This is a genomic window from Tsuneonella sp. HG094 (assembly GCF_053819285.1).
Map to the genome: position 1 here is coordinate 1,098,719 of NZ_JBSORA010000001.1, position 20,808 is coordinate 1,119,526.

Below are 20,808 nucleotides of genomic sequence, written 5' to 3' on the forward strand. Positions count from 1 at the left end.
GCGGGGGGCTAGCCCCGCAGGGCACGGTTTTCCCGAGTTCAGCCGAACCGCACCGCCGCCCAGCAACCGGCTCCTGCAGCAACGGCGCTGGCGAACGCGCCCCAGGCGATGTCGATCAGCGTTATGTGGACCGGCCAGACCTTCATCGTCGCTTGGTTAGTGAGGTCGTAGGTGGCGTAGCAGATCGCACCGAGCAGCGCGCCGTTGAGCATCGCCATTCCCATCCCGCCGTGCGCATGGCCCGCGCGCACCCCGAACCAGACGATCGCCGCAATGTAGAGCGCATAAAACGCGATCGCCGGGGCGAGGCGAAAGCTGGGTGCGAGCAGGTCGCCCAAGGCCGGTCGGTAGAGGTTCGGCCCAGCCCAGCGCAGCCACAGCGCATCGAGCACTCCGAAACTGAGGCCCGCTCCGATATACGCGACGATCCATTTCATGACGGCTCTCCCTCAGGTGGCAACTTGACCGTGCCGCGCTGCGCGGTCAATGCAGGCACGATGGATGAGGGCGCCGACCAGATCGCAGCGATGACTTTCGAAGACGCGCTGCGCGCGCTCGAGGATATCGTCCGACGGCTCGAGAGCGGGGATGTGCCGCTCGACCAGTCGATCACCCTGTACGAACGTGGCGAAGCGCTGCGCCGGCACTGCCAGGCACGGCTCGACGCGGCGCAGGCGCGGATCGAGAAGATCGTCGCCGGTCCCGACGGCACGCCGAGCCATACCGTTCCGTTCGACACCGATGGCTGAAAGCGATGGTTGATTCCGGCCTCGCCGAAGACACGCTGCTGGCCGATGCGCTGACGCGCATCCAGCGCGAGGTCGATGCGGCGTTCGACCAGTTCCTGCCCGTGCCCGAAGATACCCGCGCACCGCTGGTCGAGGCGATGCGCTATGCCGCGATCGGCGGTGGCAAGCGGATTCGCCCACTGCTGACGGTCGCGGTGGCGGGGCTCTACGGCGTCGCGCGCGATCCCGCGGTTCGCGCGGGTTGCGCGGTCGAGGCGATCCACGCCTACTCGCTCGTCCACGATGACCTGCCGTGCATGGACGACGACGACCTGCGCCACGGCAAGCCGACCTTGCACAAGGCCTTTGACGAGGCGACCGCGGTGCTTGCGGGCGATTCACTGCACGCGCTGGCGTTCGAGATCCTTTCGATGCCCGAAACCTCGAGCGATCCTTTCGTGCGCGCCGAGCTCGTCGCCGCGCTCGCCGGGGCGAGCGGTTGGGGGGGGATGGCCGGCGGCCAGATGATGGATATCGCGGCCGAGACAGGCGGGGCGCACGATCTCCACACGATCACGCGGCTGCAACAGCTCAAGACCGGCGCGCTGCTCGGCGCGGCGGTCGAAATGGGGGCGATCCTCGGTCGCATACCGGACGAAGGGCGAGGGCACCTGCGCGCCTATTCGCGCGACATCGGCCTCGCGTTCCAGATCGCCGACGACCTGCTCGACGTCGAAGGGGACGCCGAACTCGCGGGCAAGGCGCTGCGCAAGGATGACGCGGCGGGCAAGGCGACCTTCGTCAGCCTGATGGGTGTCGACGCCGCTCGCACCCAGGCGCGGGCGCTGGTCGATCAGGCGGTCGGGCATTTGTCGGCACATGGCAGCGAGGCGGACCTGCTCCGCGCGCTCGCCCGCTACATCGTCGAAAGGGATCGCTAGCTTGACCACCCGCATCGGCATCTATCCGGGCACCTTCGACCCGATCACGCTCGGCCACATGGACATCATCGAGCGCGGAGCGAAGCTGGTCGACCGACTGATCATCGGCGTGACTACCAACATGGCGAAGTCGCCGATGTTTTCCGACGACGAGCGGATCGCCATCGTCCGGCGCGAGGTCACCGGCATTGCGGACAACGTCGAGGTGATCGGCTTCAATTCGCTCCTGGTCGATTTCGCGGCGCAGATGGGCGCGGCGACGATCATCCGCGGAATTCGCGGCGTGACAGACTTCGAATACGAATACCAGCTCACCGGCATGAACCGCCAATTGAACGACGCGATCGAGACGATCTTCCTGATGGCGGACGTGAGCCTGCAACCGATCGCCAGCCGCCTCGTCAAGGAGATCGCGACCTACGGCGGCGACATCTCGCGCTTCGTCACACCGGCGGTGCGCGAGGACGTGCTCGCTCGGATCACCGCACGCTAGCAACCATTCATTGTATCGACAGACCGTCGCGGCTAGAGGCGCGCACTCGATGACATCACTTCCTGGGACGCCGTCCACAATGCTGAACCGACTGATTGCCGCCGGTGCGCTCGCCGCGTTGGTGTTTGCTCCCGCTGCCGCCCAGGACGAGGCCGCCGCGCCCGCCGCTGCCGCGCCGGAAGCCGTGGCCGCTCCCGCTGCCCCTGCGGCGCCGCGCGTCTATCAGCCGGTCGATTTCAACATCGCCAACGATCCCGAGAATATCCTGCTGCTCGACCTGTCGAACGGTAAGCGAGTGGCCATCCGTTTGATGCCCGACTGGGCCCCGGCGCACGTCGAGCGGATCAAGACGCTCACCCGCAACGGGTTCTACGATGGGGTGATCTTCCACCGCGTGATCGAAGGCTTCATGGCGCAGACGGGAGATCCGACGGGGACCGGTCGCGGCGGATCCGAGCTTCCCGACCTCAAGGCCGAGTTCAATCCGATGCCGCACCTGCGCGGCACTTTGTCGATGGCCCGTGCAGCGAGCGATGATTCGGCGAACAGCCAGTTCTTCATCGTGTTCTACCCGCGTTTCAGCCTCGACCGGAAATACACCAACCTCGGTCGCGTGATCGCCGGAATGGATGCGGTCGACGCGATAAACCGGGGCGAGCCGCCCGCCAGTCCGACGGTCGTGGTCCAAGCCTCGATCGCCGCCGACGGCAAGCCGCAGAAGTTCGCTCCGGTCGCCGCTCCTGCGACTGAAGTGACCGCTGACATGCTCAACGCTCCGCAGAGCAACTGATTTTCTGCTAGCGGGCGCGGATGCGCGTCGACCTCTTCGATTTCGAACTACCGCCCGAGCTGATCGCGCTCAGGCCTGCGAGCCCGCGCGACAGCGCGCGGATGCTGGTGGTCGACGGCCCCGCAGCTTTCGCCGACCGCACCGTGCGCGATCTGCCGTCGTTGCTGCGGTCCGGCGATGTGCTGGTGTTCAACGATACCCGCGTCATCCCCGCACAGCTCGAAGGGCTGCGGGGCGGGGCGCGGATCGGCGCGACGCTGCACAAGCGGATCGACCTCAGGCACTGGCAGGCCTTCGTCCGCAACGCCAAACGGCTGCGCGAGGGGGACGCGATCGATTTCGGCGCAGGTGTGACGGCCGTCGCAGGATCGCGTCTGCCGGATGGTTCGTGGACGCTTGCTTTCGCGGGTGACGAGCCGGTCGAGGTACTGATCGAGCGGGCAGGGCGGATGCCGCTGCCGCCCTACATCGCTGGCAAGCGGCCGACCGACGAGCAGGACAAATCCGACTACCAGACGATGTTTGCCGACAAGGACGGCGCGGTCGCCGCTCCCACCGCGGCGCTTCACTTCACGCCCGACCTGATGGCGGCGCTGGCCGAGCGCGGAGTGGCGACCGAGAATCTGACGCTCCACGTGGGCGCGGGGACGTTCCTGCCGGTCAAGGCCGACGATACCGACGACCATGCGATGCACGCCGAATGGGGCCGGATCGATGCCGCGACCGCCGACCGGCTCAACGCCGCTCGCGCGAGCGGTGGACGGGTGATCGCAGTCGGCACCACCTCGCTTCGCTTGCTCGAAAGCGCGACGGGAGAAGACGGCACGATCCGGCCTTTCGAGGGCGATACCTCGATCTTCATCACCCCCGGCTATCGCTTCCGCGCGATCGACGGACTGATGACCAACTTTCACTTGCCCAAATCGACGCTGTTCATGCTGGTCAGCGCGCTCATGGGACGCGAACGGATGCAGGCGGTCTATGCGCATGCGATCGCCAACGGATACCGGTTCTATAGCTACGGGGATTCTTCCCTGCTGATTCCGTAGCGCCCCTTGCCCTTCGCGAGGCTGCGACCCATTCAAGTAGCGAATGGAAACGATTCTCGACATCGCCGGGCTGACCAAGGTCTATCCCACCGGCCTCAAGGCGCTCGATGGTGTCGACCTCCAGATCCGGCGCGGCGAGATCTTCGCGCTGCTCGGACCCAACGGGGCAGGCAAGACCACGCTCATCGGTGCGGTGTGCGGACTGGTGCGGGTTACCGGCGGCACCATTCGAGCTTTCGGACAAGACCTCTCGCACGACTGGCGCGATGCGCGGCGGCGGATCGGGCTGGTGCCGCAGGAACTCGGCTTCGACATGTTCGATACGGTCGAACGGCAGGTCGCCTATTCGCGCGGGCTGTTCGGCTGCGCACCGGACCCGGCGCGGATCGAGGACGTGCTCCGCTCGCTCAGCCTGTGGGACAAGCGCAAGGAGCAGATCCGTGCTCTGTCTGGTGGGATGAAGCGCCGCGTGCTGATCGCCAAGGCACTGAGCCACGATCCCGAACTGCTCTTTCTCGACGAGCCCACCGCTGGTGTCGACGTAGAGCTGCGACGCGACATGTGGCGCCAGATCGACCGCCTGCGCGACCAGGGCGTAACGGTGATCCTCACCACCCACTACATCGAGGAAGCGCAGGAAATGGCCGACCGCGTTGGCGTGATCGACAAGGGCAAGATTCTCCTCGTCGACGACAAGGCCGCGATCATGGCGCGCATGGGCAGGACTGAGGCGCGCTTCCGTCTTGCCGAGCCGCTGTCCGCCATTCCCGACAGCTTGTGCGCTTATCCGCTTCAGCTTGAGGACGACGATCGCACGCTCGTCTATCGCGGCGGCGACGGAGCGGGGAAGGGGAAGGGAGAGATCGCGACCATCGCGCAGGCGCTCGCCCGCGAGAACATCGCGTTCACAGCGCTCGACCAGAAGGAAAGCTCGCTGGAAGACATCTTCGTCGGCCTGGTCGAGGAGAAGGCGGCATGATTTCCTGGCGTTCGACCTACGCAATCTACCGCAACGAACTCGTGCGCTTCATGCGCACGGTCTTCGGTTCGATCGTCTCTCCGGTGCTGACGACCAGCCTCTACTTCATCGTCTTCGGCGCTGCGATCGGCGGGCGGATGAATGCAGTCGGCGGGGTCGATTACGGCGCCTTCATCGTGCCCGGCTTGTTGATGCTGACGCTGCTGAGCGAAAGCACCAGCAACGCGAGCTTCGGCATCTACATGCCGCGCTTCACCGGCGCGATCTACGAACTGCTGTCCGCTCCGGTGGGCGTGGCCGAGACGCTGCTCGGCTTCGTCGGCGCGGCGGCGACCAAGAGCCTTATTCTGGCCGGTGTCATCCTCCTCACCGCGACGCTGTTCGTCGACTACACCATCGCGCACCCGGTCTATGCGTTGCTGTTCGTGATCCTCGTTTCGGCGAGTTTCTCGCTTCTCGGTTTCATCCTTGGCGTCTGGGCCGAGGGGTTCGAGAAGTTGCAGATGGTCCCGATGCTGATCCTGACGCCGCTGACGTTCCTGGGCGGGACGTTCTACTCGACCGACATGCTGGCCGAGCCCTGGCGGACGGTCGTGCAGTTCAATCCGATCTTCTACCTCGTCAGCGGCCTTCGCTGGACCTTCCTCGGCAAGGCGGACGTGGGTATCGAGGTTTCGCTCGGCCTGACCCTCGCGTTCCTCGCGGCGTGCGTTACGATTATCGCGTGGATCTTCCGCAGCGGGTGGCGGCTGCGGGCCTAGTCGGCAAACTCGGCGCTTTCGAGCCGCGTATCCTTGTACGCCACGAAACGACGGGTCATCCGTTCGAAGAATCCCGCACCGATCTTTTCGGCAAAACGCTGCGCCTGCTCAAGCGACGAATACCACTTGCCGGCGCGATTGGGTGTCACGAAACGATACTTGGTCATGTCGCTGATTGAATGCGCAGATTCCTGCCTTGTTCCGGTATTAAAGAGTATCAATCGCATGGCGAAAATGCGGCAGAAATCGCCACTCCTCGTCGGGCTGGCGGCGGCGCCCGACAAAGGCTAGGCGCGGCTGCGATGAACCCTCGTTTCGAGTTCGAAATCCACGCCACCGACGGCAAGGCGCGTACCGGCACGATCCGGATGCGGCGGGGCGAAATCCACACGCCTGCCTTCATGCCGGTCGGTACCGCGGCGACGGTGAAGGCGATGAAGCCGCAGACGGTCCGGGCGACCGGGGCGGACATCCTGCTCGGCAACACCTATCACCTGATGCTCCGCCCCGGCGCGGAGCGGGTCGCGCGGCTCGGTGGCCTCCACCGGTTCATGAACTGGGACCGGCCGATCCTGACCGACAGCGGCGGTTACCAGGTGATGAGCCTCGCCAGCCTGCGCAAGCTCACCGAAGAGGGCGTGACCTTCGCCAGCCACATCGACGGTTCGAAGCACATGCTGTCACCCGAACGGTCGATGGAGATCCAGCGACTGCTCGGCAGCGACATCGTGATGGCGTTCGACGAGTGTCCCCGTGCCGACCGACCGCTCGCCGAGATCGAAGCGAGCATGGAACTGTCGATGCGCTGGGCCCGCCGCAGCCGCCACGCGTTCGACGCGGGGGGCGAACACGCCGCGAATTCTGCGCTGTTCGGCATCCAGCAGGGCGCGCTCGACGAAGGTTTGCGGGGGCGCTCTGCAGAGGCGCTGCAAGAGATCGGCTTCGATGGTTACGCGATCGGCGGCCTTGCAGTCGGAGAAGGGCAGGAGGCGATGTTCGCCACGCTCGACTTCGCGCCCGGCCAGTTACCGGAGGACCGCCCGCGCTACCTGATGGGCGTAGGCAAACCCGATGACCTCGTCGGCGCGGTGCTGCGCGGGGTCGACATGTTCGACTGCGTCCTGCCCACCCGCTCGGGTCGCAACGGCCAGGCGTTCACCTGGTCCGGCCCCGTCAATTTGCGCAATGCGCGCCACGCAGAAGATGCGGAGCCGCTCGACCCGCGATGCACGTGCGAAGTCTGCGGCACGTATTCGCGGGCCTATCTTCATCACCTGACCAAGGCGGGTGAAATGCTGGGCGCGATGCTGCTGACCGAACACAATCTTTCGTTCTACCAGCAGTTGATGGCGGGGATGCGTGGGGCGATTGGAGAGAGCCGAATCAAGGCTTTCGCTGAGGAATTCATCGCCCGTTATTCGGCAGGCAGGTGAACTGGTCACGCGCCGTGATCGTCGGCTCGAACGGCGGGATTGGCGGTGCTATGTCGGCTACCCTTGAAGCGCGCGGGACGCCGACGCTCAATCTCACGCGCGCCGATTTCGACCTCACCGACGAGGAAACCATTGCCAACGCCGCCCGTCGGATCAAGCCGGGCGGCCCCATCGATTTCGTGTTCGTCGCCACGGGCATACTGGCCCCCGACGGCCGCAGACCGGAGAAATCGCTGCGCGACGTCGCGCCTGATGCAGTCGGCCAAGTCTTGGCGGTCAACACGATCGGCCCATTGATGGTCGCCAAACACTTCACCCCGCTGATGCCGCGCGAGGGGAGGAGCGTTTTCGCGGTTCTCGGAGCGCGCGTGGGGAGCATCACCGACAATCGCCTTGGAGGCTGGTATGCGTATCGCGCGTCCAAGGCAGCATTGGCGATGATCGTGCGCACGTTGGCGATCGAACTTGGCCGTACCCACCCCGAGGGACTGTGCGTCGCGCTTCATCCCGGCACGGTCGCGACGAAGCTGAGCGAGCCCTTCCAGCGCAACGTGGCGTCGGCCCAGCTATTCACGCCCGAGGCCTCTGCGAGTCATCTGCTGAAAGTCATCGACGAGCTCAAGCCGGTCGACAGCGGCGGTCATTTCGGGTGGGACGGAATGCGAATCGAACCCTGACCGTGCCTCAGCCGACTGGCTGCCGACGGGGCGCGCTGGCGTAGGTCAGGGCTCGCCAGAGGACATAGACGATCAGAACAGTGATGCTGCCACCCCAGAACCAATACGGTAGCCATACCTCGTTCGCGATGGCCTGCGTGTCGGAAGGCTGCAGTTGGCCGCCGACCATGGCGCCGCTGCTAAAGAGATAGTGGATATCCCGCCCCAGACTGATCGCCGCCTGCACTCCGAGTAGTTCGACTCCCAGACGCTTTGCGGAGGCCGAACCCCAGACCGCCAGTCCCAGAACCGCCATGCCAATCGCCGGCAGAACGATCCATCCCGCAATCGAACGGACCCAGATGACCGTCGACAGGAGCAGCGCGGTGCCCAGCAACACAAGTGCCGTGCGCGTGGCGCGGCGAGAGCGGGACGCAACGATGAGCGCTGCGCCCGCAAGCGACGGACCCAGCAGTCCCGCCGCGGCGGTCAGGGCCCGGAACAGGCCGGGCGCATCAAACGACCATGCCGACTGTGCGTAGCCGGAGCCGTCGGCGAAGATCATCAACTCTTCGAAACGTGCTCCAAGGAGCATCGAGGCCAGACCGTGTCCCATCTCGTGGAACCACGTAGCGAGCATGGTGAATGGATAGAGCAGGATCGGTCCAAATGGCAGCTGCCAGAGAAGCACAGTCGCAAAGGCGATCCCCATCAGCGAATTGCGGCTTGATGGGGGCGCGGCAGCACTCGGTAGGCCCCAACGTGCCTGCGAGACGGCGGACTTTCTCGGGCGCGGCCACTTCATCGCCGTCAGCGATAGCCGCGACCGGTCCAAACGAAAAGGGCGGCCCCGCGGGACCGCCCTTTCGTGTTCAGCCGGTGAGACCGATCCCGGAACAGGTCCGGGACGGCGTCAGCGCGAGTAGAACTCGACGACCAGGTTGGGTTCCATCGTGACGGGGTAGGGCACCTCGTCGAGCGACGGAACGCGAGTGAAGGTCACCTTGTCGGTGCCGTCGGCCGAGACGTATTCGGGAATGTCACGCTCGGGCAGGCTCTGCGCTTCGATGATCAGGGCCATTTCCTTGGCCTTGTCACCCAGGCTGATCACGTCGCCCGCAGCCACGCGGCGGCTCGCGATGTTGCACTTCACGCCGTTGACGCGGATGTGGCCGTGCGAAACGATCTGGCGAGCAGCGAAGATCGTCGGCGCGAACTTGGCGCGGTAGACGATCATGTCGAGGCGGCGCTCGAGCAGGCCGATCAGGTTCTGGCCGGTGTCGCCCTTCATGCGGCTCGCTTCGGCGTAGGTCGCCTTGAACTGCTTTTCGGTGACGTCGCCGTAGTAGCCCTTGAGCTTCTGCTTGGCGCGCAGCTGCAGGCCGAAGTCGCTGGTCTTGCCCTTGCGCCGCTGACCGTGCTGGCCCGGGCCGTACGAGCGGCGGTTGACGGGGCTGCTGGGGCGACCCCAGATGTTCTCGCCCATCCGGCGGTCGAGTTTGTGCTTGGCGCTCTTGCGCTTCGACATGTGTCGTTCCTTCGATTTGCTCGGCCGCCCCAATGGCGGCCATTCAACCCGGTTTCGCCCGACTGGCCGATTTGCCAGACGCGATCGCCGCTTCACCGGGGTGCGGGATCAAATGCGATGCGCGCCCGTAGCAGGAAACGGTCGATGGTCAACCCTCGACAAAGCCGCTGCGACCCGCCAACGGGCGCGGATGATCGATAGCCTCAAGACCCCCGCCGACTGCGAAACCATGGCCGACGTGCGTGCCGGTGTCGACGCGACCGATCGCCAGCTCATGGCGCTTCTGGAGCGGCGCTTCGGTTACATGCGCGCCGCCGCGCGGATCAAGCAGGATCGCGGTGCCGTGCGGGACGACGGACGCAAGGCTGCGGTGATCGCCGCGGCGGTGGACGATGCCGAAGCGCGGGGGCTGCCGGTGCAGGCGATCGAAGACTTGTGGGACCGGCTCGTCGAGGCGTCGATTGCCTACGAGTTCGCCGAATGGGACCGTTTTCGCGCTTAATCCTCGCGGTCAGGTTTCGCGAGAGCGCTCAAAACGCCGCGTAGCGTGCGCACCTCGAGGTGGTTCCAACCCGGCTTGGTTAGCACGCTGCGCAGCGTGCGCCTCGTCGAGGCGGCGCGGCTTGCGGGGCGGTAGAAGCCCTTGGGCGCGAGCATCGCTTCCAGTTGGCCGATCATCCCGTCGAGCTCGTCCTGCGGGGCGGGGGGCAGCAGTTCCTCGACCGTCGGGCTGGCCAGCGCCTCTCCCTTCGACCATTCATAGGCGACGAGGATTACCGCCTGGGCAAGGTTCAGCGAGCCGAATTCTGGATTGATCGGCACGGTCAGGATCGTGCGGGCCAGTGCGACGTCTTCGGTTTCCAGCCCGGATCGTTCGGGACCGAACAGGATCGCCGAGCGGCCCGGCCCCGCATGAATCGCGCGCGCCGCCACTTCCGGGGTGACGACCGGCTTGGTCACGCCGCGCTTGCGGACGGTGGTGGCGTAGACGTGTGCGCAGTCGGCAACGGCATCGGCCACGCTGTCGTAGACTTGCGCCTTTTCCAGCACCACGTCGGCACCCGAAGCGGCGGGACCGGCGGAGGGGTTCGGCCAGCCATCGCGCGGGGCGACGAGACGCATCTCGACCAGCCCGAAATTGAGCATCGCCCGCGCTGCCTTGCCGATGTTCTCGCCAAGTTGCGGGCGGACGAGGACGATAACGGGTGGTTCAACCCGCGCTGACATCGCGCACGCTTCCGGCGAAATCCTCGAAATCCTTGGCCTCGCCGAAATCGCGATAGACGCTGGCGAAACGGATGTAGGCGACGCTGTCGAGGCGGCGGAGACCCTCCATTGCCAGCTCACCGATGCGGTCGGACGGCACTTCGCTGTCGCCCGAAGTCTCGATCTGGCGCTGGATGCCGCTGACGAGCTGGTCGATGCGCTCCTGCTCGATCCCGCGCTTGCGACAGGCGAGGGCGATCGACTGTTCCAGTTTGTGCCGGGCGAAAGGCTCGCGCCGCGCCTCGCCGTCGTTGCCGCCCGACTTGACGATGGTCACTTCGCGCAGTTGGACCCGCTCGAAGGTGGTGAAGCGCGCTCCGCAGCCATCGCACTGGCGGCGCCGACGGATCGCGGCGCCGTCCTCGGCCGGGCGGCTGTCCTTGACCTGCGAATCCTCGTGCGCGCAGAACGGACAGCGCATCGTGCGCGGAGCCTACTTCTTGACGCGGGTGTAGAGCATGTAGCCAGCCCCCGCGAGGAGGCCGAGCGGCCAGCTCACTAGTGGGAGAACCGCGCCCGCTACCGCGCCGACCGCGGCGCCGGTCAGCACCGGTTTGGTCGAGGGGTGATGCATGCCTTGCTTGGCCATCCCGGTCACCTCGGACTTCACGTCCTCGACCCAGTCCTGCTTGCCGCCGTTGTTGCCGCTGTCGTTGTTGTCCATGATCTCAACTCCTTCCGGGATAGACGGGAAACCGCTCGCACAGTTCCGCCACGCGGCGGCGGACGCTTTCCTCTACCTGAGCATCGCCCTCGGGGCCGTTACGCGAAAGGCCGGTGACGACCTCTGCGATGAGGCCGCCGATCGCCTCGAATTCTGCGGTTCCGAACCCACGCGTGGTTCCCGCCGGGGTGCCGAGGCGGATGCCACTTGTCACGAAGGGACTGCGCGTGTCGTAGGGGATGCCGTTCTTGTTGCAGGTCAGCCAGGCGCGGTCGAGGCCATGCTCGGCTGCCTTGCCGGTCACGTCCTTGGGGGTCAGATCGACCAGCATCGAGTGGTTGTCGGTTCCGCCGGACACCACGCGCAGACCGCCAGCTTCGACGCCTTTCGCCAGAGCGCGGGCATTGTCGACCACGCGGCGGGCGTAGTCCTTGAAGTCGGGCCGCAGCGCCTCGCCGAAAGCGACCGCCTTGCCCGCGACGACGTGCATCAGGGGTCCGCCCTGCAGGCCGGGGAAAACCGCCATGTTGAGCGGCTTGGTCAGTTCCTCGTCGTTCCACAGGATCACGCCCGAGCGCGGCCCGCGCAGCGACTTGTGCGTGGTGGTGGTGACGACATGCGCATGCGGTATGGGCGAGGGGTGAGCGCCGCCCGCGACGAGGCCCGCGATGTGGCTCATATCGACCATCAAAAACGCGCCGACCTCGTCCGCGATCTTGCGGAAGGCTTCCCAGTCCCAGACGCGGGAATAGGCGGTGCCGCCTGCGATGATCAGCTTGGGCTTGTGCTCCAGCGCGGTCGCGCGAACCGCGTCCATGTCGATCAGCTCGTCGTCCTTGCGCACGCCATAGCTGACTGGATTGAACCACTTGCCGCTCATGTTGACCGGCGAACCGTGGGTCAGGTGGCCGCCCGAATTGAGGTCGAGGCCCATGAAAGTGTCGCCGGGTGTCAGCAGGGCGAGGAACACCGCCTGGTTCATCTGGCTGCCGCTATTGGGCTGCACGTTGGCGAACTGGCAGCCGAACAATTCCTTCGCGCGGTCGATCGCGAGGTTCTCGACCACGTCGGCATATTCGCAGCCGCCGTAATAGCGCTTGCCCGGGTATCCCTCGGCGTACTTGTTGGTGAAGACGCTGCCGGTCGCCTCAAGCACGGCACGGCTCGTGATGTTCTCGCTCGCGATGAGTTCGATGCGGTTGCGCTGGCGGTCCAACTCGTGCCGGATGGCCTCGGCAACCGCCGGATCGGCGGTGGCGAGATCGTCGCCCCAGAAGCGGTCGAGCGGGTCGGAAGCAGTGTCGGTGCGGGTCATGGTGGCGGCGGTGCTCATGCCGTTTCCTTGGCGGGAGGGGTGGACAGCTTGTCGACGCGGCGCTGGTGGCGCCCGCCGGCGAAATCGGTGGCGAGGAAGGCCTCGACGCAGGCCTTGGCCATGTCGATGCCGGTCAGCCGAGCGCCCAGCGCGACGACGTTCGCATCGTTGTGTTCGCGGGAAAGCGCAGCCGACAGCGGCTCGGACACGAGTGCACAACGCGCGCCTGCGATGCGGTTGACCGAGATCGAGATGCCGATTCCTGATCCGCACAGGGCGATGCCGCGCTCCGCAGTGCCCTCGGCAACGACAGCGGCCAGCTTGTAACCGTAGTCCGGATAATCGACGCTGTCGTGGCTGTCGGGGCCAAGGTCGGCGACCTCGTGCCCCTGGTCGATGAGCCATTCACGAAGGGCCGACTTCAGGTCGACCGCCGCGTGGTCACTGGCGATGGCGATGCGCATGGCGGGCACATAGGCAAGGCGCGCGATTCCCGCCACCCCGTCGGACGGGTTTTTCGTCAGGGGATGCTTCAGTCCCGCGTAGCGAGGAATGTGCGCCGTTCGCGCGCATAGAGCGCCTTCAGCTCCGCGCAGATCGCTTCGAACCTGGGTTCGCCACGGAGAGATCGGAGGGCGGGCTCCCGCCCCAAGTCGAGCATGTCTCCCCATCCGACGTTCACCCAACCGCGCCGGCGAGCCCGTTCGAGGGCTGAAAGTGCGAGATCGGTCTCGCCTGCGGCGGCATGAACCGCCGCTGCCTCGGCGTCGAAAGTGAAGGGCACTTCGCCATGGCGGCGCGCCGCGGCGATGGCCTCGTTCGCCGAACGGAGGATGGCGTTTGCCTCTTCGCCACGCCCCTCCTTACGCAAAGCCAGTGCGACGACGGGCGCAGCGGGGAGCGTGGCCGCCGAGACCGCCATGCCGCGTTTCAGGCCGATCAGGCCTGTTGGGCTGTCGTAGGTTCGCACGAGTTCGGCGGACCTTCCCTCAGCCAGCAGCATCTTGGCGGCGACGAAATTCTCTAGGCGATAGGCCAGCGCAGCATCGGCACTGCGATTGCGGTGACGCCACTCTCCCGGCGTGGGAGGCCTGGTCATCCAGACGCGGCCCTGTGGCGGCCGGGCATCCGCGACATGGAGCGGTGCAGCGGCGAGCGGATCGGTCGCGAGCCCCATCGCGAGTAGCGCGGACTGGTAGGCGACGCGCGCAGGTGCGCGCCAGATCGTTTCCACTTTGGTCCCGTCGGCGTTGCACCGTGCGCTGCGGGCGATGTCGCCGTAGATCAATGCAATCCGCGCCTGCGGTCCGGCGCATTCGCCGGAGCCGAAGGTGATCGTGGTCGCCAGGCGAACCGCTCCCTTGCGATCGCCCATCTCGGCGCTCGCAATTGCTTGGTCGCGGACCGGTCGGTACCAGTTCGAGTCGAGTGCACGTGCGCGACGATATCCGGCAAGCTCGGCTTGGAAATGTCCTCGCGCACGATGGACCGAGGCCATGCCCATTTGTGCTTCGGCGCTGGCAGGATCCAGCCGGAACGCCCGGACAAGTTCGGACTGCGCTTCGGGCGAATCCATTCCCGCTGCCTCGGCCAGGGCGAAATGAGCGGATGCCAGTTCGGGATTTATCGCGATAGCGCGTTGCAAGCGCTCGCGGATCGCGGGCAGCACGACGATGATCCGTTCAGGGCCCTCCAGCGAAGCCTCCGCGCGAAGCGAGCGCCCGAGCCCGACCCACGCCTCGGCGAAACTGGGACTCGCCTCGACGGCCTTTTCAAAAGCGCTGCGGGCATCGCCGGCCACTTGCGGATTGCCGGTTCGCAAAAGCGCGTTTCCATCCTCGACCAGCTTGCGCGCTGCGGGGGAAGCGTTCGATGCCCGCTCCCCGGCCATTACATCTCTGGAGGCAAACCAGCCGGCCGCAGCCGTCACTGCAACGAGCGCCGCACCCGCCATCCACAACAGGGTCTTGCGAGAAACGGAGGAAGCGACCGTATTGGCAACACCATCATCGCCTGTATCGGTAACGACCATCCGGTAGCCTACGCGTGCCACGTTCTCGATGCGGAATGCGTCGCCGAGATCACGGCCGAGGCTGCGCAACATGACGATGCAGCGATTGAGGGCGTCATCACCGACGACGCGCCCGTCCCAGCACATGGTCACCAGGCGATCGCGAGAGACCACTTCGGGCGCCGCGCGTGCAAGTGCGACCAGCACTTGCATCACCCGGGGCTGCACCACGTGACGTTCGGTCCCATGCTCGATCAGGCGCAGCGCCGGTCGAACGCTCAGGTCGCGAATCATGAAGTCGGGCGAATCCGCCAGCGACACCGTCGACGACAGAGGATCGGCCACGAGTTGATCCATCGCGCGATTTCACCACCGTTCTGAGCATTTGCCAATATTTGCGCTCGTGATCGGCAATCGATCGGCAAAAGATCACCTCGCCACCATAGCGTAATTCACGTCCAGATCCGATCTTCCGCGCGTGGTATTCGGGGAGTCGGTGTCATGGGGTCTCGTCGGTTTTTCGGTGTCTTGGCGACCCTCGCCGCACTCTCGGCATGTGGCGGTGGATCGTCGAGCGGTGGAGGTCAGTCCCTCGCAGTCACGCCCAGTCCAACTCCAACACCAACACCAACTCCGTCGCCGACGCCATCATCCGTTTCGGGGATCAACTCCCGGGTCGGCTTGACGCAATTAGCGCAATTTCCGGCTCTGTCCTGGATCTACCGCCCGGATGTCGCGGGTGACGCCGATGGATCGGCCCTCGTACAATTCGGCTGGGACGCGCAGCGACGCTTGAACGTTGTGACCGTCCCTGGGTTTCCGACTGGCGCTTTAATCGAATTCCCGACCGAGACGACCGACGACCTCAGCTTTTCGCATATCGACCCCAATTTCGGATCTTCGACATTCTTCGATCGTGGCGTGGCAATGCTGCTTCTGGTGCCCGGTACGCAGAACCGGATCTTCCCGCTCGAATACACGAGCGCCGGCTGGATCGGCTGGCAAGGAATCGCGACGGCCGCGGAAGACAAGGTCTCGGGCACGATCGTCTATGGCGTGCCAACGGCAGCAACCGATCTGCCGGCGTCCGGCACGGCCAGCTTCGCGCTGTACGGGTACTCCGCTTCGCGACCAGCGGGCCAGACCGGCCAAGCCAGCTTGGGCGATGCCTTCACGGGAACCCTGGAAGCCGATTTTGCAGCGCGGCGGCTGACGGGATCATTCGGCCGATCTGGCGAGCCTCGCGTGACGGTCGCGACCGCTACCATCGCTGCGGACGGAACATTCTCGGGAACGCTCACTCTCCCAGGCGATCCGGGCCCGACGAATTTCGAGGGGCGGTTCACCGGTCCGCAGGCGCGCGAACTGATGATCCGCTGGCGCACGTCCATCCAGTTCGGAACACTGGCCGGCCGTCGAAGCTAACTGCGGCAGGCCAAACTCGTCTGGGTCGACGCCGTGGCGCCGACCCTGACTCAGATCACTGATCCAGGAAGCTGCGCATCTTGCGGCTGCGGCTCGGGTGCTTGAGCTTGCGCAGGGCCTTCGCCTCGATCTGTCGGATGCGTTCGCGGGTGACCGAGAACTGCTGGCCGACTTCCTCGAGCGTGTGATCGGTGTTCATGCCGATCCCGAAGCGCATACGCAGCACGCGTTCCTCACGCGGGGTCAGCGAGGCGAGCACGCGGGTGACGGTTTCCTTGAGGTTCGACTGGATCGCCGCGTCCACCGGAATGACGGCGTTCTTGTCCTCGATGAAATCGCCGAGGTGGCTGTCTTCCTCGTCGCCGATCGGCGTTTCGAGAGAGATCGGCTCCTTGGCGATCTTCATCACCTTGCGGACCTTCTCCAGCGGCATCGACAAGCGCTCGGCCATTTCCTCGGGTGTCGGCTCGCGGCCCTGTTCGTGGAGGAACTGGCGGCTGGTGCGAACCAGCTTGTTGATCGTCTCGATCATGTGGACCGGGATGCGGATCGTGCGGGCCTGGTCGGCGATCGAACGGGTGATCGCCTGCCGAATCCACCAGGTCGCGTAGGTCGAGAACTTGTAGCCGCGGCGGTACTCGAACTTGTCGACCGCCTTCATCAGGCCGATGTTCCCTTCCTGGATCAGGTCTAGGAACTGCAGGCCGCGATTGGTGTATTTCTTCGCGATCGAGATCACGAGCCGCAGGTTCGCCTCGACCATTTCCTTCTTGGCGATGCGCGCCTCGCGCTCGCCCTTCTGGACCATGTTGACGATGCGCCGGAACTCGGGGAGCGACATGCCGGTGGCGCTGGCGATGTCGGCGATCTCGGCGCGGATGCGCTCGACCGCGTCGGCCTCCTTCTCGGCGAAGGCGGCCCACTTCTTGTCCTTTTTCGCGTTGTCCTGCAGCCAGGCATCGTCGAGTTCGTTGCCGATGTAGACGGCAAGGAAATCGGCGCGCTTCACCTTGTGCCGTTCGGCCAGGCGCAGCATCTGCCCGCCCAACGTCGTCAGTCGGCGATTGAACGCGTAGAGGTTGTCGACCAGGAATTCGATCTTGGTCGCGTGGAACTGCACGCTCTCGACCTCGGCGGTAAGTTCCTCGCGCAGGTCCTCGTATTTCTTTTCTTTCGCTTTCGGGAAGTCCTCACCCCGACCCAGCACTTCGACGCGTTCGGCCTGCAGCTTCTCGAACTTCTTGAACAGGTCGGTGATACGGGCAAAGGTTTCCAGTGCCGCCGGCTTCAGCGCCGCTTCCATCTGGGCGAGGCTGAGGGTGTTGTCTTCCTCGTCATCTTCCTCGCGGCGCTTGGCACGGGGCTCGCCGTCCTCGTCCAGCTCGTCGACCTCTTCCTCTTCCTCGGGCTCTTCTTCTTCCTTGAATGAGGGGCCGGCGGTGGCTTCGGAGATTTCGCCGTCGTCGTCGTCGTCTTCGGCATCGTCGGTCATCTTGTCGACCGGCGGTTCCTTGGAGAGCATCGCATCGAGATCGAGGATCTCGCGCAGTTGCATTTCCTCGGCGTTGAGAGCTTCGGACCATAGGATGATCGCATGGAAGGTGATCGGGCTTTCGCACAGCCCCATGATCATCATGTCGCGGCCTGCTTCGATGCGCTTGGCGATGGCGATCTCGCCCTCGCGGCTGAGCAGTTCGACCGCGCCCATCTCGCGCAGGTACATCCGCACCGGATCGTCGGTGCGCTCGATGGTCTCTTTTTTCTTGGCTGCGGCGGCAGGACGCGCAGGCTTCGGCGAGCCGTCGTCGTCGCCGTCCTCCTCGTCGTCGGCGATCTCGTCGACTTCTTCGCCTTCACCCTCGGCTTCTGCGTCTTCATCGTTCTCGACGATGTTGACGCCCATTTCGCTGATCGCGGACATCACGTCCTCGATCTGCTCGCTCGAAAGCTCGTCCTGCGGCAGGGCTTCGTTGAGTTCGTCGACGGTGACGTAGCCACGGCGCTTGGCCTTGGCGATCAGCTTCTTGATCGAAGCCTCGTTGAGATCGATGATTGCGGCGTCGTCCTTGCCTTCGCCGCCGTCGTCGTTGGTTGCCATGTCGTCCTGTGTCACTCGCTGTCCTCGTCCGCGGCGCCGGACGGAGCCGACGGAGAGTCTGAATCGGTAAGGGCCGCACCAGCGGCCCTGCGGCTCGCCATTAGCCCGAGTCGTTTCTCGAATGCCAGCTTTCGTTTAAGCAGCCGTTGCTGCTCGGCGAAAGCCGCTTCCGGATCGGTCTCGAAGCGCGCGGTGGCTGCCGCTAGAGCGGCTTCCAGCGCGGGCCGTTCGACCAGCAGCGACACGGCTTCGGCCAGGTCCTCGCGCGCGGCTCGCGGATCGGCGCCTTCATCGAGGAAGGCATAGCGAGAGATGTCCGGCGGCGGCGCAAAGCCCTGTGGCGACGATATGGGCGCATCCTCGCCCGGTTCAAGCATCTCCGCCGCTTCGATCAACGATTCCAGCGCTGGGCCGACCTTGCCATCGTTGCGGGCGAAGCTGCCGAGGGGCTCGGCGTGGACGAGGATCTGGTCGGGAAAGCGGAGAAGGCCGGCCACGACCGCGCTCGCCAGCAGGTCGCGCCCGCCGCCGCTCGCGGCCTTGCGCAATCGACCGGCGGTCTCCGGCGACATCGTGGGCTGGGCCGCCTTCCATGAACCCGGCTTCCAGTCGCGGCGCTCCCGCGGAGGGCGGGGCGGGAAGGCAAATGCGGAGAATTTCTCCATCAGGTCGCGGCGATAGAGGGACTTGATATCGGGGTGCTGGATGACCTCGCAGTGGGCGTTCAGGCGGGCCTTGAGCCCGGCCTTGTCTTCCGGCGTCCGCAAGGGCGCGGCGGCGCGTTCGAACTCCCACAGCGTATCGAGCAGGCTCGCAGGCCCCGCCAGAAGCGACTCCATTGCGCCGGTACCCTGCTGCTTGAGCAGGTCGTCAGGGTCGAGACCCGTAGGCAGGCGCGCGATCGACAGGGTCTTGCCCGGCGCCAGCATCGGGAGCGCCCGCGAAATCGCCCGCATTGCTGCACGCTGACCCGCGTTGTCGCCATCGAAGCAGAGGATCGGCGCATCGACCAGCCGCCAAAGCATCTCGAGCTGCCGCTCGGTGAGCGCGGTGCCCATCGGCGCGACGGCATCCTCGAACCCCGCCGCCGCCATCGCGACCACGTCCATCTGCCCTTCGACCACCACCATCCGGTTGGTCTTTCGCGAGGCAGGACCGGCGCGGTGGAGGTTGAACAGTGTCCGGCCCTTGTCGAACAGGGGCGTGTCGGGGCTGTTGAGGTATTTCGGCGCGTCCTTCTTGTCGGCGTCGAGGATACGCGCTGCGAACCCGATGACGCGCCCGCGCGCGTCATGGATCGGCATCGTCAGCCGGTCGCGGAACCGGTCGTAAGGCTCCTTGTCGTCGACCGCGATGCGCATGCCCGCCTCGATCAGCATCGGTTCGTCGAACTGGCCAAGCGCCTTCTTCAGCGCCTGCCGCTCGGCGGGTGCGTAACCAAAGCCGAAACGCTCCATCGTGGGGGCATCGAACTTGCGCGAGGAGAGGTATTCGCGTGCCTTCGCCCCGGCGGGCGTGGCCAGGCTGGCGCGGTAGAAGTCCTGCGCGGCCTGCATCACGTCGGTAAGGCCCGCGCGCTGCTCGGCCACCTGCGCCGCGCGGGGGTCGGCGGCAGGCACTTCCATCCCGGCCTCGGCGGCCAGCTCCTTGACCGCATCCATGAAGGCGAGGCCGCGCTGGTCGGTCATCCAGCGGATCACGTCGCCGTGCGCCCCGCAGCCGAAGCAGTGGTAGAAACCCTTCTCGTCGCTGACGGTGAAGCTGGGCGACTTCTCGTCATGGAACGGGCAGCACGCTTTCCATTCGCGGCCTGCGCGGGTGAGCTTGGTGGTGCGCATCACCACGCTGCTCAGCGTCACCCGCGCGCGCAGTTCATCAAGCCATTGCGGGGAGAGCGCCATGCTCCCTCAATGCGGGCGAATCGGCCCGCGATGCAAGGTCAGGTGCAGGCGTTCTGCGCGCCTTCCTTCGCCGCCGGATAAGCGCCGCTGCCGGTGGAGAAAGTGCTGTCGGCATCGAAGACATAGGCCTTCGCGGTGCCCGACGGGGGCTGGGTGGTCTGCCAGTAGAAGGTCAGCGGCTCCTTCTGCTCCCATTGGTTGCCGCCGTCCCCCGCGCTGACGGTCCAGATCAGGCCGCCCTGGTCGCAGGTGACGACCACGTCCGCCTTCGGGCCGATCGCGGCTAGTGCCTCGGGCTTGGCGTATCCCGCCTGCCCGGTGAAGCCGTGCGCGGGCATGACCATGCGGAATGCGGTCGCCCGCTCGATGTCGCTCGCAGTGTTGTTGGACCCGATCCCAGTGTCGTCGTTGTTGTCGCCGCCCGGATAGACGACGAAGACATAGGTAAAGACGGTGCCCGCCGGGGCATTCGCCGGATCGCACGGGTCCATGCCAGCGGGACACGCGACATAGCTGCGAAGGTCTGCAAAGCTGCCGGAGTCGTTCGCCATCGCGGTCGTGCGCTCCGCCGTGCGCCCGCCGAGGCGCAGCTCGGTGAGGTCGCCTGCGGGCAGCGCCTTCGCCTGCGCATAGGCTTTCCCGTCGGTATTGGCGGAGTTGAGGTCGGTGACTTCCTTGTCGCTCACCTCGGCCGTGGTCGGCTCGTCCGAACAAGCGGCAAGCGACATCGCCAGCGCGAGCGCCGGGATCGTTGCAAGAATCCTCATGGG

At 65.7% G+C, this 20,808-nt stretch carries 24 protein-coding genes; 11 read left to right on the forward strand and 13 right to left on the reverse strand.

Annotated elements, in window-relative coordinates:
* Nucleotides 1-38: 38 nt before the first annotated feature.
* Complete coding sequence (locus ACWPMX_RS05450) at nucleotides 39-437, reverse strand: DUF2177 family protein (RefSeq protein WP_455699021.1); 399 nt, start codon at nucleotides 435-437, stop codon at nucleotides 39-41.
* 60 nt (nucleotides 438-497) lie between these two features.
* On the opposite strand from ACWPMX_RS05450, the gene ACWPMX_RS05455 reads away from it, so the two are divergent.
* The 7 genes from ACWPMX_RS05455 (at nucleotide 498) to ACWPMX_RS05485 (ending at nucleotide 5,741) form a co-directional block, all read left to right on the forward strand.
* On the forward strand, nucleotides 498-749 hold the full coding sequence (locus ACWPMX_RS05455) for an exodeoxyribonuclease VII small subunit (protein WP_455699022.1): 252 nt from the start codon (nucleotides 498-500) through the stop codon (nucleotides 747-749).
* 5 nt (nucleotides 750-754) lie between these two features.
* The gene (locus ACWPMX_RS05460) at nucleotides 755-1,669 is read left to right on the forward strand and encodes a polyprenyl synthetase family protein (protein WP_455699023.1); all 915 of its coding nucleotides are present in this window, start codon (nucleotides 755-757) and stop codon (nucleotides 1,667-1,669) included.
* A 1-nt stretch (nucleotide 1,670) separates the two neighbouring features.
* Nucleotides 1,671-2,162: a pantetheine-phosphate adenylyltransferase gene (coaD, locus tag ACWPMX_RS05465; protein WP_455699024.1), complete on the forward strand. Its 492-nt coding sequence runs from the start codon at nucleotides 1,671-1,673 to the stop codon at nucleotides 2,160-2,162.
* A gap of 79 nt (nucleotides 2,163-2,241) precedes the next feature.
* Nucleotides 2,242-2,952, forward strand: a complete 711-nt coding sequence (locus ACWPMX_RS05470) for a peptidylprolyl isomerase (protein WP_455699025.1) — start codon at nucleotides 2,242-2,244, stop codon at nucleotides 2,950-2,952.
* Between the two features lie 20 nt (nucleotides 2,953-2,972).
* Nucleotides 2,973-4,001, forward strand: a complete 1,029-nt coding sequence (gene queA / locus ACWPMX_RS05475) for a tRNA preQ1(34) S-adenosylmethionine ribosyltransferase-isomerase QueA (protein WP_455699026.1) — start codon at nucleotides 2,973-2,975, stop codon at nucleotides 3,999-4,001.
* Nucleotides 4,002-4,044: 43 nt separating this feature from the next.
* The gene (locus ACWPMX_RS05480; RefSeq protein ID WP_455699027.1) at nucleotides 4,045-4,980 is read left to right on the forward strand and encodes an ABC transporter ATP-binding protein; all 936 of its coding nucleotides are present in this window, start codon (nucleotides 4,045-4,047) and stop codon (nucleotides 4,978-4,980) included.
* Entirely contained in the window at nucleotides 4,977-5,741 is a 765-nt protein-coding gene (locus ACWPMX_RS05485; protein ID WP_455699028.1) for an ABC transporter permease, read from the forward strand. Before ACWPMX_RS05480 ends, ACWPMX_RS05485 begins: the two co-directional genes overlap by 4 nt.
* On the opposite strand, the gene ACWPMX_RS05490 is transcribed toward ACWPMX_RS05485, so the two are convergent.
* Entirely contained in the window at nucleotides 5,738-5,908 is a 171-nt protein-coding gene (locus ACWPMX_RS05490; protein WP_455699029.1) for a hypothetical protein, read from the reverse strand. The two genes, ACWPMX_RS05485 and ACWPMX_RS05490, sit on opposite strands and share 4 nt — an antisense overlap.
* Nucleotides 5,909-6,043: 135 nt before the next feature.
* Between ACWPMX_RS05490 and tgt the strand changes: the two genes are divergently transcribed.
* Together tgt and ACWPMX_RS05500 are read left to right on the forward strand one after the other, a co-directional pair.
* On the forward strand, nucleotides 6,044-7,174 hold the full coding sequence (tgt, locus tag ACWPMX_RS05495; protein WP_455699030.1) for a tRNA guanosine(34) transglycosylase Tgt: 1,131 nt from the start codon (nucleotides 6,044-6,046) through the stop codon (nucleotides 7,172-7,174).
* The gene (locus ACWPMX_RS05500; protein ID WP_455699031.1) at nucleotides 7,171-7,851 is read left to right on the forward strand and encodes an SDR family NAD(P)-dependent oxidoreductase; all 681 of its coding nucleotides are present in this window, start codon (nucleotides 7,171-7,173) and stop codon (nucleotides 7,849-7,851) included. Before tgt ends, ACWPMX_RS05500 begins: the two co-directional genes overlap by 4 nt.
* 7 nt (nucleotides 7,852-7,858) lie before the next feature.
* On the opposite strand, the gene ACWPMX_RS05505 is transcribed toward ACWPMX_RS05500, so the two are convergent.
* Both ACWPMX_RS05505 and rpsD read right to left on the reverse strand, forming a co-directional pair.
* Nucleotides 7,859-8,542, reverse strand: a complete 684-nt coding sequence (locus ACWPMX_RS05505) for a M50 family metallopeptidase (protein ID WP_455699032.1) — start codon at nucleotides 8,540-8,542, stop codon at nucleotides 7,859-7,861.
* Between the two features lie 201 nt (nucleotides 8,543-8,743).
* Entirely contained in the window at nucleotides 8,744-9,358 is a 615-nt protein-coding gene (gene rpsD, locus ACWPMX_RS05510; RefSeq protein WP_455699033.1) for a 30S ribosomal protein S4, read from the reverse strand.
* Nucleotides 9,359-9,548: 190 nt separating this feature from the next.
* Between rpsD and ACWPMX_RS05515 the strand changes: the two genes are divergently transcribed.
* Nucleotides 9,549-9,860 (forward strand): chorismate mutase, encoded by a 312-nt coding sequence (locus tag ACWPMX_RS05515; RefSeq protein ID WP_455699034.1) that lies wholly within the window; start codon nucleotides 9,549-9,551, stop codon nucleotides 9,858-9,860.
* On the opposite strand, the gene ACWPMX_RS05520 is transcribed toward ACWPMX_RS05515, so the two are convergent.
* From ACWPMX_RS05520 to ACWPMX_RS05545, 6 genes are all read right to left on the reverse strand, one after another.
* The gene (locus ACWPMX_RS05520) at nucleotides 9,857-10,585 is read right to left on the reverse strand and encodes an RNA methyltransferase (RefSeq protein WP_455699035.1); all 729 of its coding nucleotides are present in this window, start codon (nucleotides 10,583-10,585) and stop codon (nucleotides 9,857-9,859) included. The two genes, ACWPMX_RS05515 and ACWPMX_RS05520, sit on opposite strands and share 4 nt — an antisense overlap.
* Nucleotides 10,569-11,045: a transcriptional regulator NrdR gene (gene nrdR, locus ACWPMX_RS05525; RefSeq protein ID WP_455699036.1), complete on the reverse strand. Its 477-nt coding sequence runs from the start codon at nucleotides 11,043-11,045 to the stop codon at nucleotides 10,569-10,571. Before nrdR ends, ACWPMX_RS05520 begins: the two co-directional genes overlap by 17 nt.
* 12 nt (nucleotides 11,046-11,057) lie before the next feature.
* Entirely contained in the window at nucleotides 11,058-11,288 is a 231-nt protein-coding gene (locus ACWPMX_RS05530; RefSeq protein WP_455699037.1) for a hypothetical protein, read from the reverse strand.
* 4 nt (nucleotides 11,289-11,292) lie between these two features.
* On the reverse strand, nucleotides 11,293-12,603 hold the full coding sequence (gene glyA, locus ACWPMX_RS05535; RefSeq protein WP_455700737.1) for a serine hydroxymethyltransferase: 1,311 nt from the start codon (nucleotides 12,601-12,603) through the stop codon (nucleotides 11,293-11,295).
* A 14-nt stretch (nucleotides 12,604-12,617) separates the two neighbouring features.
* Nucleotides 12,618-13,067, reverse strand: coding sequence for a ribose 5-phosphate isomerase B (gene rpiB, locus ACWPMX_RS05540; RefSeq protein ID WP_455700738.1), 450 nt, complete (start codon nucleotides 13,065-13,067; stop codon nucleotides 12,618-12,620).
* A gap of 68 nt (nucleotides 13,068-13,135) precedes the next feature.
* Complete coding sequence (locus ACWPMX_RS05545; protein WP_455699038.1) at nucleotides 13,136-14,959, reverse strand: winged helix-turn-helix domain-containing protein; 1,824 nt, start codon at nucleotides 14,957-14,959, stop codon at nucleotides 13,136-13,138.
* 183 nt (nucleotides 14,960-15,142) lie between these two features.
* Between ACWPMX_RS05545 and ACWPMX_RS05550 the strand changes: the two genes are divergently transcribed.
* Complete coding sequence (locus ACWPMX_RS05550; RefSeq protein ID WP_455699039.1) at nucleotides 15,143-16,039, forward strand: hypothetical protein; 897 nt, start codon at nucleotides 15,143-15,145, stop codon at nucleotides 16,037-16,039.
* A gap of 55 nt (nucleotides 16,040-16,094) precedes the next feature.
* Here the strand turns inward: ACWPMX_RS05550 and rpoD are convergent, their stop codons facing one another.
* Genes rpoD through ACWPMX_RS05565 form a run of 3 tightly spaced genes read right to left on the reverse strand, consistent with a single transcriptional unit; the run spans nucleotide 16,095 to nucleotide 20,805 of the window.
* On the reverse strand, nucleotides 16,095-18,137 hold the full coding sequence (gene rpoD / locus ACWPMX_RS05555; RefSeq protein ID WP_455699040.1) for an RNA polymerase sigma factor RpoD: 2,043 nt from the start codon (nucleotides 18,135-18,137) through the stop codon (nucleotides 16,095-16,097).
* An 11-nt stretch (nucleotides 18,138-18,148) separates the two neighbouring features.
* Nucleotides 18,149-20,038, reverse strand: coding sequence for a DNA primase (dnaG, locus tag ACWPMX_RS05560; protein WP_455699041.1), 1,890 nt, complete (start codon nucleotides 20,036-20,038; stop codon nucleotides 18,149-18,151).
* Nucleotides 20,039-20,076: 38 nt separating this feature from the next.
* The gene (locus tag ACWPMX_RS05565; RefSeq protein WP_455699042.1) at nucleotides 20,077-20,805 is read right to left on the reverse strand and encodes a hypothetical protein; all 729 of its coding nucleotides are present in this window, start codon (nucleotides 20,803-20,805) and stop codon (nucleotides 20,077-20,079) included.
* Nucleotides 20,806-20,808 lie beyond the last annotated feature (3 nt).